At 72.5% G+C, this 17,065-nt stretch carries 16 protein-coding genes; 5 read left to right on the plus strand and 11 right to left on the minus strand.

Features of this window, described 5'->3' with window-relative positions:
- On the plus strand, nucleotides 1-237 hold a 237-nt coding region (locus G3I65_RS36190; RefSeq protein ID WP_160700085.1), incomplete at its 5' end, for a helix-turn-helix transcriptional regulator.
- Between the two features lie 110 nt (nucleotides 238-347).
- Nucleotides 348-2,144, plus strand: coding sequence for a prolyl oligopeptidase family serine peptidase (locus tag G3I65_RS36195; protein WP_160700086.1), 1,797 nt, complete (start codon nucleotides 348-350; stop codon nucleotides 2,142-2,144).
- On the opposite strand, the gene hpaD is transcribed toward G3I65_RS36195, so the two are convergent.
- From hpaD to G3I65_RS36225, 6 genes are all read right to left on the minus strand, one after another.
- On the minus strand, nucleotides 2,122-3,165 hold the full coding sequence (gene hpaD, locus G3I65_RS36200; RefSeq protein ID WP_160700087.1) for a 3,4-dihydroxyphenylacetate 2,3-dioxygenase: 1,044 nt from the start codon (nucleotides 3,163-3,165) through the stop codon (nucleotides 2,122-2,124). The two genes, G3I65_RS36195 and hpaD, sit on opposite strands and share 23 nt — an antisense overlap.
- Nucleotides 3,162-4,670 (minus strand): 5-carboxymethyl-2-hydroxymuconate semialdehyde dehydrogenase, encoded by a 1,509-nt coding sequence (gene hpaE, locus G3I65_RS36205; protein ID WP_160700088.1) that lies wholly within the window; start codon nucleotides 4,668-4,670, stop codon nucleotides 3,162-3,164. Before hpaE ends, hpaD begins: the two co-directional genes overlap by 4 nt.
- Nucleotides 4,667-5,614: a 4-hydroxy-tetrahydrodipicolinate synthase gene (gene dapA, locus G3I65_RS36210; protein WP_160700089.1), complete on the minus strand. Its 948-nt coding sequence runs from the start codon at nucleotides 5,612-5,614 to the stop codon at nucleotides 4,667-4,669. The genes hpaE and dapA overlap by 4 nt, the downstream gene beginning before the upstream one ends.
- A 16-nt stretch (nucleotides 5,615-5,630) precedes the next feature.
- Nucleotides 5,631-6,299, minus strand: a complete 669-nt coding sequence (locus tag G3I65_RS36215) for a GntR family transcriptional regulator (RefSeq protein WP_160700090.1) — start codon at nucleotides 6,297-6,299, stop codon at nucleotides 5,631-5,633.
- Nucleotides 6,281-7,702 (minus strand): fumarylacetoacetate hydrolase family protein, encoded by a 1,422-nt coding sequence (locus G3I65_RS36220; protein ID WP_160700091.1) that lies wholly within the window; start codon nucleotides 7,700-7,702, stop codon nucleotides 6,281-6,283. The genes G3I65_RS36215 and G3I65_RS36220 overlap by 19 nt, the downstream gene beginning before the upstream one ends.
- Nucleotides 7,703-7,775: 73 nt before the next feature.
- Nucleotides 7,776-9,212, minus strand: a complete 1,437-nt coding sequence (locus G3I65_RS36225) for an aldehyde dehydrogenase (protein ID WP_160700092.1) — start codon at nucleotides 9,210-9,212, stop codon at nucleotides 7,776-7,778.
- A 138-nt stretch (nucleotides 9,213-9,350) separates the two neighbouring features.
- Here G3I65_RS36225 and G3I65_RS36230 point away from each other — a divergent pair, with 138 nt between their 5' ends.
- Complete coding sequence (locus tag G3I65_RS36230; protein ID WP_160700093.1) at nucleotides 9,351-10,787, plus strand: GMC family oxidoreductase; 1,437 nt, start codon at nucleotides 9,351-9,353, stop codon at nucleotides 10,785-10,787.
- Nucleotides 10,788-10,802: 15 nt separating this feature from the next.
- On the opposite strand, the gene G3I65_RS36235 is transcribed toward G3I65_RS36230, so the two are convergent.
- The 3 genes from G3I65_RS36235 to G3I65_RS36245 are packed head-to-tail and all read right to left on the minus strand — an operon-like array spanning nucleotide 10,803 to nucleotide 13,721.
- Entirely contained in the window at nucleotides 10,803-11,663 is an 861-nt protein-coding gene (locus G3I65_RS36235; RefSeq protein WP_309235899.1) for an alpha/beta hydrolase fold domain-containing protein, read from the minus strand.
- The gene (locus G3I65_RS36240) at nucleotides 11,660-12,607 is read right to left on the minus strand and encodes an aldo/keto reductase (RefSeq protein ID WP_309235900.1); all 948 of its coding nucleotides are present in this window, start codon (nucleotides 12,605-12,607) and stop codon (nucleotides 11,660-11,662) included. The genes G3I65_RS36235 and G3I65_RS36240 overlap by 4 nt, the downstream gene beginning before the upstream one ends.
- Nucleotides 12,608-12,617: 10 nt before the next feature.
- Complete coding sequence (locus G3I65_RS36245) at nucleotides 12,618-13,721, minus strand: zinc-binding dehydrogenase (protein WP_160700097.1); 1,104 nt, start codon at nucleotides 13,719-13,721, stop codon at nucleotides 12,618-12,620.
- A 23-nt stretch (nucleotides 13,722-13,744) separates the two neighbouring features.
- Between G3I65_RS36245 and G3I65_RS36250 the strand changes: the two genes are divergently transcribed.
- Nucleotides 13,745-15,070: an amidohydrolase family protein gene (locus G3I65_RS36250; protein ID WP_309235901.1), complete on the plus strand. Its 1,326-nt coding sequence runs from the start codon at nucleotides 13,745-13,747 to the stop codon at nucleotides 15,068-15,070.
- Here the strand turns inward: G3I65_RS36250 and G3I65_RS36255 are convergent, their stop codons facing one another.
- Nucleotides 15,071-15,805: an SDR family NAD(P)-dependent oxidoreductase gene (locus G3I65_RS36255; protein ID WP_160700094.1), complete on the minus strand. Its 735-nt coding sequence runs from the start codon at nucleotides 15,803-15,805 to the stop codon at nucleotides 15,071-15,073.
- Nucleotides 15,806-15,850: 45 nt separating this feature from the next.
- Between G3I65_RS36255 and G3I65_RS36260 the strand changes: the two genes are divergently transcribed.
- Nucleotides 15,851-16,771 carry an aldo/keto reductase gene (locus G3I65_RS36260; RefSeq protein ID WP_309235902.1) on the plus strand — a complete coding sequence of 307 codons (921 nt, stop codon included), beginning with the start codon at nucleotides 15,851-15,853 and terminating at the stop codon, nucleotides 16,769-16,771.
- 19 nt (nucleotides 16,772-16,790) lie between these two features.
- Here G3I65_RS36260 and G3I65_RS36265 read toward each other — a convergent pair.
- Nucleotides 16,791-17,065, minus strand: a 275-nt coding sequence (locus tag G3I65_RS36265; RefSeq protein WP_375336751.1) for an alpha/beta fold hydrolase, incomplete at its 5' end; no start/stop codon positions are given.

Here is a 17,065-nt window from a genome sequence, read left to right on the forward strand (position 1 = left end):
ACGTTCCGCTCCACGGGCGCGACGGCCCCCTCCCGCCGCGGCCGCCGCGGCTACGGCGACGAACTGTCCCCACGCGAGCGCGACGTGGCCCGCTTGCTCACCGACGGCCACACGAACCGCGAGATCGCGGAGGTGCTGTTCCTGTCCCGGCGCACGGTCGAACAGCACGTGGCCAACGTGCTGCGGAAGCTGAAGGTGCGGTCGCGGGGCGATCTCGTGGGCGTGCGGACGGGGTGAGTCAGCGGAACAGGCGGACCGGGACCAGGGCCCAGACGATCTTGCCGGGTGCGCCGGTGGATGGGTTCGGTGGTGGCCGGCCGGAGCGGAACCCGGGCAGACTGGACCCGGTGACCGAACGCGAGCTGACAGCACAGGCAGTGGTCGACCGCGAGATCCCGGCCGAGCCCAGCCTTTCCCCGGACGGCCGGTGGGTGGCTTTCGTGACGTGCCCGGTCGGGTGGGTAGGCGGTCGCCGGACGAGCACCGTGTGGCTGGCCCGAGCCGACGGCACCGAGCCACCCCGGCGGTTGACCCCCGGCACGGCAGATGACAGTGGGCCGAGGTGGGCGCCGGACTCGGGGTCGCTGTTCTTCCTTTCGGACGCGCAGTTGTACCGGGTCGGCTTGAGTGGGGGTGCGGCCGAGCGTGTGACGGAGTTGCCTGGCGGGCTTACGGACTTCGCGCCTCTGCCGGACGGAACGGCGGTGGCGCTGATCGGCCCGGGTGCCGCGGACAACGAGCCATCGGGTCTCGATGTCCCGCACCAGCCCACCGATCCCCGTCCCGATCGGCTCTGGCTGCTCGACCTCCCCACCCGCGCCGTCCGCCCAGCCGCCGACCTCGGTCACCACCACGTCCGCGAAGTCGCCCCGAGGCCCGACGGCCAAACCCTCGCCGTCCTCACCTGGTCAACCGCCGAGCGCAACCCCGGCGTCTTCGAACCTGGCCTGTTCCTCGTCGACGTCACCACCGGAGCCACCGAAGACCTCGGCGCCCCCGCGCTCGATGCCGCCGACCTCATCTGGTGGCGCCACGAAAACGCCTGGCAGCTCGCCTACCGCGGCCTCACCCCACCCGGGCTCGTGGGCGGCCACGCCATCTTCGCCGTCCCCGGCCACCGCAACCTCACCGCCGCCATGACCTCCTGCCCGATCGAACTCGCACAAGGCCCGCACGCGTTGTTCGCCGACGGCCTCGACACCACGATCCGCCGCCTCGACCCGGCCACCGAAACCTTCGTCGAAGTCGAGCGGGCCCGCGGCTCCCTGACCGGCCTCAGCGTCACCGACGCAGGCACCTTCGCCGTCATCGCGAGCGCCGGCAACGAACCCGAACAGGTCCGGACGCACCGCACGATCAGCCGCACCGGGCCCACGGGAATCCGCTGGGGCACCCAAGAACGCCTGCACTACCAAGCGAAAGACGGCACCGACCTCGACGGCCTCCTCGTCCTCCCGCCGGGAAAGGCGGACGGCCCGTTCCCCCTGGTCACGCTCGTCCACGGCGGCCCGTACGACCGCTTCGCCGACCGCCTCAACCTGAGCTGGTACCCCTCCGGCCAGTGGCTCGCCGCCGCCGGGTTCGCCGTCTTCCTGCCGAACCCGCGGGGCAGCATGGGCCGGGGGCACGCCTTCGCCGCCGAGGTCGCCGGGGACGTCGGCGGGGCGGAGTGGGGTGACGTCGAAGCCGGCATCGGCCTGCTCGTGGAACGCGAGGTCGCCGACGAAGGCCGGCTCGGGATCGGGGGCGGGAGCCACGGGGGCTTCCTCGCCGCCTGGGCCGTCGGACAAACCGATCGCTTCAAGGCTGCCGTCGTCCTGGCCGGGGTCATCGATTGGCCGCTCCTCGCCGAGACGGGGGAGCACAGCCGGTTCGAGGCCGCGCTCGGTGGGAAGGACAACAGCCCGATCACCCACGCGCACCGGATCCGGACACCCGTGCTCATCCTGCACGGCGAGGCCGACACCAACGTCCCGCTCTCGCAGGCCGAACTCCTGCACGACGCCCTGCGCGACCGCGAGCACGAGTTCGTCGTCTACCCCGGGGAGAACCACTCGATCCGCGGCCGCGACCACCAGATCGACGTCCTGCACCGCACGCGCGAGTGGTTCTCCCGGTGGCTCACACCTGCTCGCCCAGCTTGAACTCCGCCTCCCCGGTGCTGAAGGAGAACCCGTCCGCGCCGATCGTGACGTCGGCTTCGCGCGGCTCGGACCGGGCGAGGACCGGCTGGACGGCACCGTCGAGGTCCAGCACCACCGACGCGTCGGTGTACCAGCTCGGCACCACCGGGTTGCCCCACCAGTCGCGGCGCTGGTTGTCGTGGACGTCCCAGGTGATCACCGGGTTGTCCGGGTCGCCGGTGTAGTAGTCGTGGGTGTAGATCTCGATGCGGTGCCCGTCGGGATCGCGCACGTACAGGTAGAACGCGTTCGACACGCCGTGGCGGCCCGGGCCGCGCTCGATCATGCCGGACTTCCGCAGGGCGCCCAGGTGGTCGCAGATGTGCAGGATCTGGTGCCGCTCGTGCGAGGCGAACGCGATGTGGTGCAGCCGCGGGCCGTCGCCGCCGGTCAGCGCGACGTCGTGGACCGTCGGCTTGCGGAACAGCCAGGCCGCGTACACCGTGCCCTCGTCGTCCTGGATGTCCTCCGACACGCGGAAACCCAGGCCTTCGTAGTACTTCCGGGCCGCCGGGACGTCCGGGGTGTCGAGGTTGAAGTGGTCCAACCGCGACAGTGCGCCGGCTCCGTGGACGTCGTAGCGCTGCGTGAACCGCTCGACGTGCTCGGCCTCGTGGAAGAACTCCACCGGGAACCCGAGCGGGTCGAGGATCCGCACCGCCTCGCCGATGCCGCGCGTGGCGCCCGCCGGACGGCGTTCCACCCGCACGCCCAGCTCGCGGTAGTACGCCTCGGCCAGATCGAGGTCGCCGGGCGCGCGCACCCGGTAGGCCAGCACGCCCAGCGCGGGCGCCGATCCCTTGCGCAGCACCAGTGAATGGTGGAGGTACTCCTCGAACGCCCGCAGGTACAGCGCGTCGGCGTCTTCGTGGGTGACGACCAGCCCGAGCACGTCGACGTAGAACTCCCGCGACGCCACCAGATCGGTGACGACGAGCTCGGCGTACGCGCAGCGGATGACGTCCGGCGGCGTTGCGGTCATGACTGTCCCTTCTGGACGGTGCCGAAGCGGGCGGTGTGCACCGGCCCGAGCGAGACGTGGATCGCCTGCTGGTGGGTGTAGAAGTCGAGCGAGCGGTAGCCGCCTTCGTGGCCGAGGCCGGACGCCTTGACCCCACCGAACGGCGTCCGCAGGTCGCGGACGTTGTGCGAGTTCAGCCAGACCATCCCGGCCTCGACCGACTGCGCGAAGGTGTGCGCCCGCTGCAGGTTCGACGTCCAGAGGTACGCGGCCAGCCCGTACTTGACGTCGTTGGCGAGCGCCAGCGCATCGGCTTCGGTGTCGAACGGCGTCAGCGCGACGACCGGCCCGAAGATCTCTTCCTGGAAGATCCGCGCGGTCGGCGGCACGTCGGCGAACACGGTCGGCGCCACGTAGTTGCCGCTGTCCAAACCGGACGGACGCCCGCCCCCGGCCAGCAGCCGGCCTTCGGACTTGCCCAGCTCGACGTAGCGCATCACCTTGTCGTAGTGCTCGGGGTGCACCAGCGCGCCGACCTCGGTGGCCGGGTCGTGCGGGTCGCCCACGACGATGTTCCGCGCCCGCTCGGCGTACCGCGCGCAGAACTCGTCGTAGATCGCGCGCTCGACGAGGATCCGGCTGCCCGCGGTGCAGCGCTCGCCGTTGAGGGAGAACACGCCGAAGAGCGTCGAGTCGAGGGCCGCGTCGAGGTCGGCGTCGGCGAACACGATGGCCGGGGACTTGCCGCCCAGCTCCATCGACATGCCCTTGAGGTGCGCCGCGCAGTTGCGGTAGATCGTCTGCCCGGTCGTGGTTTCGCCGGTGAACGAGATCAGCGGGACGTCGGGGTGCTTGACCAGCGCGTCGCCCGCCTCCTCCCCGAAGCCGTTGACCAGGTTGAAGACCCCGTCGGGCAGCCCGGCGCCGGCGAAGATCTCCGCCCACAGGCTCGCCGACAGCGGCGTGAACTCGGCCGGCTTGAGCACCACCGTGCAGCCCGACGCCAGCGCCGGCGCGAGCTTCCAGCTCTCCAGCATGAACGGCGTGTTCCACGGCGTGATCAGCCCGGCGACCCCGACCGGCTTGCGGTGCACGTAGTTCACCTGCCGCCCGGGCACCTGGTAGGTGTCGTCGGCCTGGGCGACGACGAGGTCGGCGAAGAACCGGAAGTTCTCGGCCGCGCGCTGGGCCTGCCCGAGCGCCTGGGTGATCGGCAGGCCGGTGTCGAACGTCTCCAGCTCGGCCAGCCGCTGGTCCTGCGCTTCGACGGCGTCGGCGATCTTGTTCAGCACCCGGGCCCGCGCCCGGGGCAGCATGCGCGGCCACGGCCCGTCGGTGAACGCCGTGCGCGCGGCGGCGACCGCGCGGTCGACGTCTTCGGCCTGGCCCGCGGCCGCCGTGACGTACGGGGTGTTGGACACCGGGTCGAGCACGTCGAACGTCTTGCCCGACACGCTGTCGACCAGCTCGCCGCCGATGTAGTGCTTCAGCTCGCCCGGGAGTCCGTCCGGGACGTAGTGGCTCATTGCTTTCCTTCCACGGTGAAGCCCTCGACCGGGCTGAGGTAGGGGGCCCCTTCGGCCATCAGGTCCTTGATCCGCGCGATGCCGGCGTCGGTCGGGGTGATCAGCGGCGGCCGCACGTGACCGGACGCGATGAGCCCGCGCTGTTCGAGCACCCACTTCCCGGGCGCCGGGTTCGTCTCGACGAACAGCAGGTCGACCAGCGGGTGCAGGCCGTAGTGGAGTTCCCGCGCCCGTTCGTGGTCGCCGGACTGCCACGCGGTGTACATCTCCGCGCAGGCGGCCGGGGCGATGTTGGCCGTCGCGCTGACGAACCCGGCGCCGCCGAGGGCCAGCAGCGGCAGGCACAGCAGCTCGATTCCCGACCACACGAGCAGGCTGCGGCCGCACAGGTGCAGCACGCGGGAGAAGTGCTCGAAGTCCTTCGTCGTCTCCTTGATCCCGACGAAGTTCTCGCAGGAGCGGAACAGCCGCGCGACGGTCTCCGGCGCGAGGTCGACCGCGGTCCGGCTGGGCACGTTGTAGGCGATGATCGGCAGGTCCGGGAACTCCCGGCAGACCGTGCGGTACCAGACGAACAGCGCGTCCTGGGTGGGCCGCGCGTAGTACGGCGTGATGACGAGCGCGGCGTCGATCCCGGCGTCCTGGGCGAGGCCCGTCAGCTCCAAGGTCTCGTCGAGCTTCGCCGAACCGGTGCCCGGCACGAACGGGACGCGGTCGCCGACCGCGGCGGCCACCGTGCGGATCGCTTCGGCGCGCTCGGCGACGGTCTGGGAGCCGGGTTCGCCGGTGGAGCCGCCGATCGAGATGCCGTGCGAGCCCGAGGCGAGCTGCCAGCGCACGAGGTTCTCGAGCCCGCCGTGGTCGACAGCTCCCTCGGCGGTGAACGGCGTCATCAGCGGCGCGATCGACCCGCGGACGGCCTGGGGATCGGAACGGAAGCGCATGGGTTTCCCTTCTGGGTCAGTGGCGGCGGTAGGCGAGGAACGCGTCCAGGGTGGCCAGCCGGTGGGCGCGGACGGCCTGTTCGACCTCGGCGGCGGGCGCGCCGGACTCGAGCAGGGCGAGGATGGCTTCGTGCTCGGCGACGGACTCGCGGGCCCGGCCGGGCACGAAGCTGAACGTCGAGGTGCGCAGGCCGCTCAGCCGGTCCCAGCCGCGCCGGACCAGGTCGAGGACCTGCGGGTTGGGGCAGGCGCCGAACAGCACCGCGTGGAAGTCGCGGTTGAGCCCGGTGAACCGGGCCGGTTCGAAGTGCCCGAGGCAGTCCGCCAGCTCGGCGTTCAGCGCACGGGCCTCGGCCAGCGCGCCGGGCGGCAGCACGGGGGCGGCGAGCGCGGCGGCGTAACCCTCGACCAGCGCGAGGGTTTGCATCGTGTGCTGGTACTCGCTTTCGTCGACCATCGCGACCTGCGCGCCGACGTTGCGCTCGAAGGTCACCAGCCCTTCGGCTTCCAGCAGGCGGATCGCTTCGCGGATCGGGACGACGCTGACGCCGAGCTCCTGGGCGAGCTGGCCGAGGACGAGGCGGTAGCCGGGGGAGAAGGTGCCGTCGGCGATCCGGGCCTTGATCCACTCGTAGGCGATCCGCGACTTGCTCATCGCGGTGCCGTTCACCGTTTCGCGAGCCATGCGGCGTACCTCCCGCGCCAGTGCTCGTCCATCGGGTAGAGGCCTTCGACGCGCTCGCCGGCGGCGACCTGCTCGGCGATGAACGTCTCCTGCAGCTCCTGCTCGATCGCGGCGTCGACGACCTCTTCGACCAGGTCTGGCGGGATGACCAGCACCCCGTCGGCGTCGCCGGCGATCACGTCGCCAGGGCAGACGGCCGCGCCACCGCAGGCGATCGCGACGTCGATGTCCCACGGCACGTGCCGGCGGCCGAGCACCGCGGGGTGCGGGCCCGCGTGGTAGGTGGGAATGTCCAAAGCGGACACCGCGGCGAGGTCGCGCACCCCGCCGTCGGTGACGATCCCGGCCGCGCCCCGCACTTGCGCCCGCAGCGCGAGGATGTCGCCGACGGTCCCGGTGCCGCGTTCGCCGCGGGCCTCCATGACGAGGACGTCGCCGGGGCCGAGCGCGTCGATCGCGCGCTTCTGCGCGTTGTAGCCGCCGCCGCGGGCCTTGAACAGGTCCTCGCGGTAGGGCAGGTAGCGCAGGGTCCGGGCCCGGCCGGTCAGCCGGGCACCGGGCCGGGTCGAGGTGAGACCGTCGATGGACACGGCGTTGTAGCCGCGCTTGCGCAGTTGCGCGGACAGCGTCGCGGTGCCGACTGACTCGATCTTCGCGCGCAGCTCCGGCGTGAGTTCGAAGGCCGGTTCGACCGTGCCGTACGCGTCCGCTCGCTGCTGCTCGTCGGCGCGGGGGAGGGCGCCGTACGGTCCGAACGGGACGGTCCCTTCGACGATCGGGGTCACCAGCCGCCCGGTGCTGTGCCCGTCGGTGTCGACCTCGACCTCGACGACGTCGCCGGGGATGGCGACCGACGCGCCCGCGGGCGTGCCGGTCAGGACGACGTCGCCGGGTTCGAGGGTGATCAGCTGCGAGAGGTCGGCGACCAGCCGTCCGAAATCGAAGAGCAGGTCGCCGGTGGTGTCCTCCTGGACCAGTTCGCCGTTGAGCCAGGTCCGCAGGCGCAGTGCGGCCGGGTCGACGTCGTCGGCGGGCAGGACCGTGGGACCGAGCGGGGTGAAGCCGTCGCCGCCCTTCGAACGCAGGTTGCTGCCCTTGTCGGCGTAGCGGAGGTCGTAGACGCCGAAGTCGTTGGCGGCGGTGACCCCGCCGACGTACGACCAGCCTTCTTCGGGCGTGACGCGGCGGGCGGTGCGGCCGATGACCAGTGCGATCTCGCCTTCGAAGCCCAGCAGCTCGGTTCCGGCCGGGCGTTCGAGCGCGGCGCCGCTCGCCGCCACGGACGTCGGCGGCTTGAGGAAGTACGACGGCTGGGCCGGCACCCGGCCGCGCTGGGCGGCGCGGGAGCGGTAGTTGAGGTGCAGCGCGATGATCTTGCCGGGCCGCTGCGGGAGGGTCGTCATCCGTGGTCCTGCCTGCCGGTTCGGAGAAGGTATCTTAAATAATATACGATCTGCGGCGTGGGGAAACCCCCTTTCACCCGCCGTAGTGGAGCCAGACGGACTTGGTCTCGGTGTAGGCGTCGAGCGCCCAGGGGCCCATTTCGCGACCCCAGCCGGAGGCCTTGTAGCCGCCCCACGGCGCCGCCATGTCCGGGATCGGCGGCATGTTGACGAAGACCGCGCCGGCCCGGATGCCGTCGGCGTAGCGCTGGGCCGTGCGCAGGTCGCGGGTCCAGACCGTCGCCGCGAGCCCGTACTCGGTGTCGTTGGCGCGGGCGAGCGGCTCGTCGCCGTCGTCGTAGGCCGTCACGGCCAGCACCGGGCCGAAGATCTCCTCGCGCATGATCGCCATGTCGTCGCGGACCCCGGCGAAGAGCGTCGGGGTGTAGAAGTAGCCGTCGCCGTCGACCGGGTTCCCGCCGGTGACCAGGTCGGCGCCCTGGTCGCGGCCGGTGCCGACCAGGAAGTCGACGTGTTCGCGGTGCTTGGCCGACACCAGCGGGCCGAGCTGCGTGGTCTCCTCGGTGCCCGGCCCGAGCCGCAGCCCTTCCAGGCCGCGCGCCATCTTCTCGACGAACTCCTGCTCGCGCTTGCGGTCGACGTAGAAGCGCGTGTACGCGGCGCAGACCTGACCGGTGTTGAGCGTCGCGCCGGCGAGGTTGCCCGCGACGGCGGCGTCGATGTCGGCGTCGGCCGCGATGATGCTGGGGGCCTTCCCGCCGAGTTCGAGCGTGAGCCGCTTCAGGTTGGAGGCCGCGCTCGCCGCGGTGATCAGCTTCCCGACGGCGGTGGACCCGGTGTAGGAGACGTGGTCCACGTCCGGGTGCTCGGTCAGCAGCGCGCCGACCGCGCCGTCGCCGGTGACGAGGTTGACCACGCCCGCCGGGATCCCGGCTTCGTGGACCAGCTCGACCAGGCGGATGCTCGTCAGCGGCGTCACCTCGCTGGGCTTGATCACCACCGTGTTGCCGGTGGCCAGCGCCGGCGCGAGCTTCCAGGCGAGGATCATCAGCGGGAAGTTCCACGGCGTGATCAGCGCGTTCACCCCGACCGGCTCGCGGCGGGTGTAGTGCAGGGTGTCCGGGAAGGACACCGGGTTCGTGGTGCCCTGCAGCTTCGTCACCCAGCCCGCGAAGTAGCGGAAGTGCTCCGCCGTGCCGGTCACGCTCACCTGCCGGGAGACCCCGATCGGCTGCCCCTGGTCGAGCGTCTCCAGCCGGGCCAGCTCTTCGTGGTGCCGCTCGACGAGGTCGGCGAGCCGGAACAGCAGCGCGGCGCGCTGGACCGGGAGGAGCCCGGCCCACTCCGGCGCGGTGAGCGCGCGGCGGGCGGCCGCGACGGCGGCGTCGACGTCAGCCCGCGAAGCCGTGCCGACCTCTTCGATGACCCGGCCGGTCGCGGGGTCCCGGGTCGGGAGCGCGTCGCCGCCGGCCTCGGTCCACTGTCCGTCGATGCAGAGGCGTGTCGCCATCCCGTTGTCCTCCTCGGCCTGGGGTGAGCCGAGTATCGGGCGGCCGGGCGCCGTGGGTCTTGTCCGCTCCCGCACGCCCGTTGACCGACCGCGAAGGGATGTCACGGGGATTCCGGGCCACGCGCGAGGCTGGAGCGCATGGACGTGATCGTGGTGGGCGCCGGCTCGGCCGGTTCGGTGGTGGCGCGGCGGCTGGTCGACGCGGGCGCGGCGGTGACGCTGCTGGAGGCGGGTGGCGAGGACGTCAACCCGGCGATCCACGACCCCGCGCGGGCGGGGGAGCTGTGGCACGGGCCCGAGGACTGGGACCTGTACACCGTCCCGCAGGAGCACGCGGCGGGCCGGCGGCTGCACCTGCCGCGCGGCAAGGTCCTCGGCGGCTCGCACGCGCTCAACGCGATGATCTGGGTCCGCGGCGCGCCCGCCGACTACGACGGCTGGGGCTTGCCCGGCTGGAGCTGGGCCGACGTCGAGCCCGTGTTCGACCGGATCGAGAAGGACCTCCTCGAGGTGGTGCCGAACGAGCCGCTGCACCCGGTCCAGCAGTCCATAGTGGACGCCTGCCGCTCGATGGGCGTGCCGTACAACCCGGACTACAACAGCGGAACCCTGGACGGGGTGTCCGTCGAGCGGATCACCTTGCGCGGCGGGCGGCGCTTCAACACCTGGCACGCCTACGGTGCGCCGGTCGCTTCGCGGATGACCGTCCACACGGGAGCGCTGGTGCACCGGCTGCGGTTCTCCGGCTCCCGCGTGACCGGTGTCGAGGTCTCCCTCGACGGGGTGCGGCGGGAGCTTTCCGCCGACTTGGTGGTGCTCGCGGCGGGTGCGCTGGCTTCGCCCGCGATCCTGCTGCGCAGCGGCGTCGGCCCGGCGGACGAGCTGGCCGCGCTCGGCATCGACGTCGTCGCGGACCTGCCCGGAGTCGGGCGCAACCTGCACGATCACCTGCTCTCCCCGGTGATCTTCTCGACGTCGCGCGAGGTCTCGCCGTCGCCGGGCCGCCCGGTGACGCAGGTGCACTGGTTCTGGCGCAGCCGGGCCGGGCTCGCGGTGCCGGACACGCAGCCGATCTGCTTCAGCGTGCCGATGTACGAGCCGTGGATGTCCGGGCCGCCGACGGGCTTTTCGCTGATGGCCGGGATGGTGTCGCCAGAGAGCCGGGGGAGCCTGCGGCTGGCGCCGGACAGGTCGCCGCTGATCGACCTCGCGGCGTTGTCGGCGACGGCGGACTTCGAGAGCCTGGTGGCGTCGGTCGAGCAGTGCCTCGAGGTCGGCCGCGCCCCGGCGCTCGCGAAGGAGTGGGGCGCGCGGCCGCTGTACCCGGCGCCGGGCGACGACGTCCGGGAGTACGTGCGGCGGACCGCGATCACGTACCACCACCAGGTCGGCACCTGCCGGATGGGCACCGGCGCCGACGCGGTCGTCGACCCGCGGCTGGCGGTGCACGGGTTCGACGGCCTGCTCGTCGCCGACGCGTCGGTGCTGCCCCGGGTGACGACGGGCAACACCAACGCGCCGGCGGTCCTGGTCGGCGAGCAGGCCGCGCGCTTCATCCTCGGGGCCAGCTCGTGAGTGTTCAGTAGGGTTCTAACCCGACTGAACACTCACGACCCCTGGGTCGTCGAGGAGCCGGCGGAACCAGGAGGACCGCGCCGCCAGGGCCGCGCGGGTCACCTCCGCCTCCGGGGCGAAGCGGTCGAAGCCGTGGTGGGCCTCCGCCCAGACGTGCAGCTCGGTCGGGATCCCCGCCTGGGCGAGCCGCTGGGCGTAGGCGACGTCTTCGTCGCGGAACAGCTCGGCCCCGCCGACCTCGACGAACGCCGGGGGCAGCCCGCTGAGGTCGGCCATCCGCGCCGGAGCCGCGTACGGCGAGGTCTGCCCGGCCAGCAGGCTCCGCCAGCCGAAGTCGTTGGCCTCCCGCGTCCACACGAGATCCGGGAGGTCCGCCGACGTCCGGTCGTCGAGCATCGGGCACAGCAGCAGCTGCCCGGCCAGCGCCGGCCCGCCCCGGTCCCGCGCGAGCAGCGCGACTCCCGCGCTCAGCCCGCCACCCGCGCTGCCGCCACCCACGATCAGCCGCTCGAAGCCGAACGTTTCCGCGAACCAGACCAGACCGGCGTAGCAGTCTTCGAGCGGCACGGGGTGCGGGTGCTCGGGCGCGAGCCGGTACTCGACGGTCGCGCAGACGAACCCGAACTCCTCGATCAGCGGCACCAGCCGCGGCAGGTCGGCGAAGCGGTCGTCGAGCACCATGCCGCCGCCGTGGATGCTGTACAGCCCGGGCGCGTCCGGCCGCGCGTGCCGGGGGCGCAGGACCGTGACGGCCACGCCGCCGTCGAGGACGTGGTCCGACCACAAGATGTCCCGGTCCCCGATCGCCTCCTCCGGCGTGGGGTTGCGCAGCGACGCGCGGACTTCGGCCAGGGTTTCGGCGGACAGTTCGATCACGGGCCCTCCGGATCGACGGCGTCGCGGTCGGCCCAGAACGGCTCGACCAGCGCGCGCAGGTCGGCCGCGCCGACGCGCTCGACGAGCGCGACCGCCGCCAGGTTGTCTTCGAGCTGCTTGACGCTGGTGGCGCCGAACAACGTCGTCGTGTTCGCCGGGTGGGTGAGGGTGAACGCGAGGCACAGCTGCGCCGGCGTCGCCCCGACGCTCGCGGCCACCTTCGCGAGGGATGCGGCCGAGTCCGCGATCCGCTGCCGGACGTCGCCGGGGTCCCGGCCGACCTGGCGGCCGCCCTTCCCGAGCAGGACCCCGCCCTCGAAGACGTCCGAAGCCTGCAGGGACACCCCGCGGGAGAAGACCGACGAGAACGGCTCGCCGTCCGGAATGGACCGGCGCGCGACGCTGTACTTGAGCTGGGCGATCGCGGGCCCGGGAACGCCGTCGGCGACGGCGAAGCCGTGCACCTCCTTGATCGCCGACGCCGACCAGTTGTTGACGCCCCACTGCCCGATCAGCCCGGCCGAGTGCAGCGCGGCGAGGTCCGTGACGAGTGCGTGCAGGTCGGTGTCGTCGCGGCGGAGGTCGCCGAGGATCACCAGGTCCGCGTGCGAGACGCCGGCGCGGAAGAAAGCGTTCTCCAGCTGCGCGCGCAGGCTGTGCTCGGGGTAGCCCTCCAGCCAGAGCTTCGCGGACAGCAGGTAGTCCTCGCGGCGCAGGCCGGCGGCCCGCACCATCGCCGAGAACAGCACGTCGGTGAACACCGGCGGGGCACCGGGCAGGCCGTAGACGCCGACGTCGAACAGGGTGATCCCGGCCTCGATGGCCGTCTGCAGCAGGGAAACGGCTTCGCGGAAGTCCATCCGGTCGTAGGTGTGCCAGGAGCCGAGGGACAGGACGCCGGTGGCCGGCCCGTCGCGGCCGATGCGGCGCTGGGGGATGCGCACGAGAACCCTCCTAGGGCAGTCGGGGATCGATGACGGCTTTGAGCTCGCCGAGCCGGGACATCGACTCGACGGCGGCGGACGCGCCGGCCAGGCCGACCGGCGCGCTGAACAGCTCGTGCCACGGCAGCCGGCCGGCGAAGGCGCGGAAGAACTCGACCGAGCGGTGGTAGTCGGCGATGTCGCCGTTGAGCGAGCCGGCGATCGTCAGCTCCTTGCCCATCACCGTGCCCAGCGGCACGGGGGAGGGCACCGGCCCGGTCGTACCGACGATCGCGACCGTCCCGCGCTGGGCGGCGAAGGCGACGGCCTCCGCGCCGATCGTCGGGCCGCCCGCGAAGTCGAAGACGTGGTCGGCGCCGCGACCGCCGGTGAGTTCGCGGACCCGTTCGATGCGCTCTTCGGGGGTGGAGTCGACGTCGACGGTCGCAGTCGCCCCGAACCGCTCGGCCGCCGCCAGGCGCGAGCCGGGCCCGCCGACGGTGATCACCACCCCGGCGCCGCACAGCCGCGCGACCGCCGTGGCGAACACGCCGAGCGCGCCCGCGCCCTGGACCACGACCGTCGCGTTCGGACGGATGCCGCCGGAGCGGGCGACCGCGCGCAGCACGGTTTTGCCCGCGCAGCCGGACATCGAAGCCCAGGTGTCCTCGACGTCGTCGGGCAGCAGCAGCTTCGCCGCGCCCGGGGTGACGTAGCAGTGGCGAGCGAGGCCCCCGGTCGCGTGGGGGAACCGGTCGGCGCGCTGGAGGAAGCCGTAGCCGCGGTGTTCGCAGGCGACCGGCTCGCGCAGGATCGTGCAGCCGTGGCACTTCCCGCACGTCGACTCGGACCAGCCGATGCGGTCGCCGGGCTTGATTTCGCGGCCGAGGGTGTCGGTGGTGCCGGGGCCGGTGGCGACGACTTCGCCGACCATTTCGTGGCCCAGCACCATCGGCAGCATGCCGGGGAGGCTCATTTCCCCCGACCAGAGGTGGACGTCGGTGCCGCACAACGTGGTGCAGGTGAGCCGGACGAGGGCGGCGCCGGGTTCCGGGTCCGCCGGCAGGGGGAGTTCGCGCAGCTCGAGGGGCGCGCGGTGGCCGGTGAGAACGGCGGCTTCCGTGTGGGTGGGCAGGGCCATCTTTTTAGTCTACAGTCGTGGAAGAAAAAGTCCAGGTCCGGGAGGAAACCATGACGGCGCAACGGATCCACCCGGCGGACCTGGTGGTCCACGGCGGAGTGGTGCACACCTTCGACGCAGACGGCGCGGTGACCGGTGGCCTCGCCGTCCGGGCCGGGCGCGTCACCGCGGTGGGCGACGACCTGACCGGCCACATCGGACCGGGCACCGAAGTCCTCGACCTCGCCGGCCGCGCGGTCCTGCCCGGCGTCAACGATGCCCACCTGCACGCGACCTGGCTCGGCGCCCGCTGGCCGCACCCGCTGCTCGGCGCGCCGCATGAGGAAACCCCGGTGGTCACCGCCGAAGACCGGCGGACGGCGATCCTGCGCGCCGGCGACGTCTGCGCGGCGCTCGGCATCACCAGCTACACCGAACCCGGCCTCGGCCCCGGCGAAACGGGGTGCTTTTCGGCCGAAGTCCTGGCGGAGTACGCGAACCTGCACCGCGAAGGCCGCCTGCGGGCGCGGGTCACCGTGCTGCGCCTGTTCGGCCTCCTCGACGGCGCCAGCTCGCTGCCGGACTTCGCCCGCGGGCTCGCCACGCCGGTGCCGGCCGCGGACCCGGAGTGGCTGGCCGTCCCCGGCGTCAAGATCTTCGCCGACGGCATCCCGCCGATGCGCACCGCGTGGACCCACCACTGCTACGCCGACGGCAGTCACGGCGCGCTGCTCGTCGACGGTCCCGGCGACGGCGAACGCGCGGCCAACCTGGCGGCGATGATCTCCCTGGCGCACGAAGCCGGTTTGGTCGTCGGCGTGCACGCGACCGGCGAACGCAGCATCGAAACCGCGCTCACGGAACTGCGGGAAGGCGACCACCTCGTGCACGGCGACCTCGTCACCCCGGCGCAGCTGCGGCGGATGGCCGAGCGCGGCGTCGGTCTGACCACGCAGCCTGCCATCGCGACCGCCATGCGGCCGATGGTCGCCACCGCACTCGGCGCCGACGTCGCCGCGAAAGCGTGGCCGCTGCGGGAAATCCTGGACCTCGGCGTAAGGCTCACGCTGAGCAGTGACGCACCGGTCGTCACGCCGGACTGGCGCGTCCACCTCGCGGCGGCGGGGGAGTTGCTGGGCGCGCGCGGCGTCACGCCGGAGCTGACCGCGCGGCTGCTTCGGTGCTACACGACCGAGGCCGCGGTCCAGGATGGATCCGCTGCCTGGAAGGGGGCTCTCGCGCCCGGCATGGTGGCCGATTTCTGTGTGCTGGGGGCGGATCCGCTGGGCGTGGAGTTGGCGGATCTGCCGTCGGTCACCGTCGAGCTGACGGTGACCGGCGGGCGGATCGTCCACAAGGGATAGTCAGGTCAGCAGCTGGCCGCCGTCCACCGCCAGGCTCACCCCGGTGATGTGCCCGGCGGTGGGCGAAGCCAGGAAGACCACCGACGGCACCACGTCTTCGACGGCGGCGATGCGGCCCAGCGGGATCCGGGCCTCCCAGGCCGCGCGGGCGGCGGGGTCCGCGGCGAACCCGGCCGTCATCGGCGTCAGCACCGGGCCGGGCGCGACGGCGTTGACCCGGATCCCGTGCGGCGCCAGCTCCAGGGCCGCGGACCGGGTCAGCGCGTCGACCGCCGCTTTGGTGGCTTCGTAGTGCCCGAGGCCCGGGGTCGGCTGCCGCGCGCCGATGGAAGAGACGTTCACGATCGCGCCGCGCGTGCCCGCCGCGACCATGTGGGCGCCGAACGCGCGGGTCATCAGGAATGTTCCCCGGAAGTTGACTCTCAGGCACCGGTCGAGGACTTCGAGCGGCAAGCCGGTCAGCCGGCCACCGCCGCCCGCCAGTCCGGCGTTGTTGACCAGCACGTCCACGGGCCCGAACCGGTCCGCGACGAGTGAGACCGCCGCGTCGACCGATGCCGGGTCCGCGATGTCCAGCTCGACGTGCTCCGCGCCGATTTCCCGGCCGACGTCGTGTGCCGCCCGCACGTCGGCATCGGCGACGACGACGCGGTCGCCCGCCGTGAGAAAAGCTTCGGCGACGCCCCGGCCGATCCCGCTCGCGCCGCCGGTGACCACCACAACCCGTGTTTTCATTCTACAATCGTAGATGAAAGATGTGCTGCGGCGAAAGGAAAACCCGTGCTCGGAAGATCCGCCTTCGGTCTCGGCTCCTGGAACACCTGGGACCGAATGGACTTCGGCGACGCCGTCCGCCTGCTCAAGACGGCGCTCGACGCCGGCGTCACGTTGTTCGACGTCGCCCACTACGACTTCGGCCCGCACGCCGAGAACTCCCGCACCGACATCCTGTTCGGCGAGGCGGTGCGCGAGGCCGGGATCGCCCGCGAGGACTACGTGCTGTGCGGCAAGCTCTGGCTGTGGGACTACCCGCGCAGCGGCTTCGCGCGGCAGCTCGAGACGTCGCTGGGCCGCATCGGCACCGACCACGCCGACCTCGTCGTGGTGGGGGACTACCGCGAACGTCCGGACATCCCCCGCGTCGTCACTGAGGTCGCGGAGCTGGTGCGGGCCGGGCGGATCGGCGGCTGGGGCGTGAACAACTGGCTCGCGGCTGACCTGGACCTCGCGCTGGCGTTCGCCGACCGGGAAGGCTTGCCGGGGCCGGAGTTCGCGCAGCTGAAGTACTCGATCGCCCGCCGTTCGATGGCCGAGGGCGAGCCCTACCGGAAGCACTTCGCGAGCGGACGCCTGGCGTTGCAGGCTTCCGACGTCTTCGAAGGCGGGGTCCTGCTCGGCAACTCCGCACCGACGCGGAAGATCGGCGCGGACGTTGGCGGCATCCGAACGTCCATCGTGGACGCTTCCGCCGAGATCGGCCGTATCGCGGCGGGCTTCGGCGCCACCCGCGCCCAGCTGGCCCTCGCGTTCTGCCTGGCGTACGAACCGGTCGCGAACGTCCTGTTCGGAGTGAGCCGCGCCGACCAGCTGACCGACAACCTCGGCACGCTCCTCCTGGCCCGCGAGCACGGCCAGGAGATCCGCGCGGCCCTCGCCCACCTCCACCTCGACCACGACGTCAACCCCGACGGCTCCTGGTGACACCCCGAGGGCGGCACTTTCACGTGAAAGTGCCGCCCTCGGGGTCGAGGAAGGTGAGGGCGGCGGTGCGGAAGGGGGTGCCGCGCAGGGCGCCGCCGTGGTCGCCGGGGACGAGGAGGAGTTCGCTGCCCGGCACCAGCGGGACGAGGGTCTCGATGCCCTGGCTGACCGGGTCGTCCCGGCCCGCGACGAACCGCGTCGGCACGGTGAGCGTGCCGACCCGCGGGGCGAACGGCTCCCGGCGCAGGCCCTCGACGCACCGCGCGAGGGCCACCGGGTCGCGGCCGGGCGCGG

It is taken from the genome of Amycolatopsis sp. SID8362 (assembly GCF_010550475.1).
Taxonomy (GTDB): Bacteria; Actinomycetota; Actinomycetes; order Mycobacteriales; family Pseudonocardiaceae; genus Amycolatopsis; species Amycolatopsis eburnea.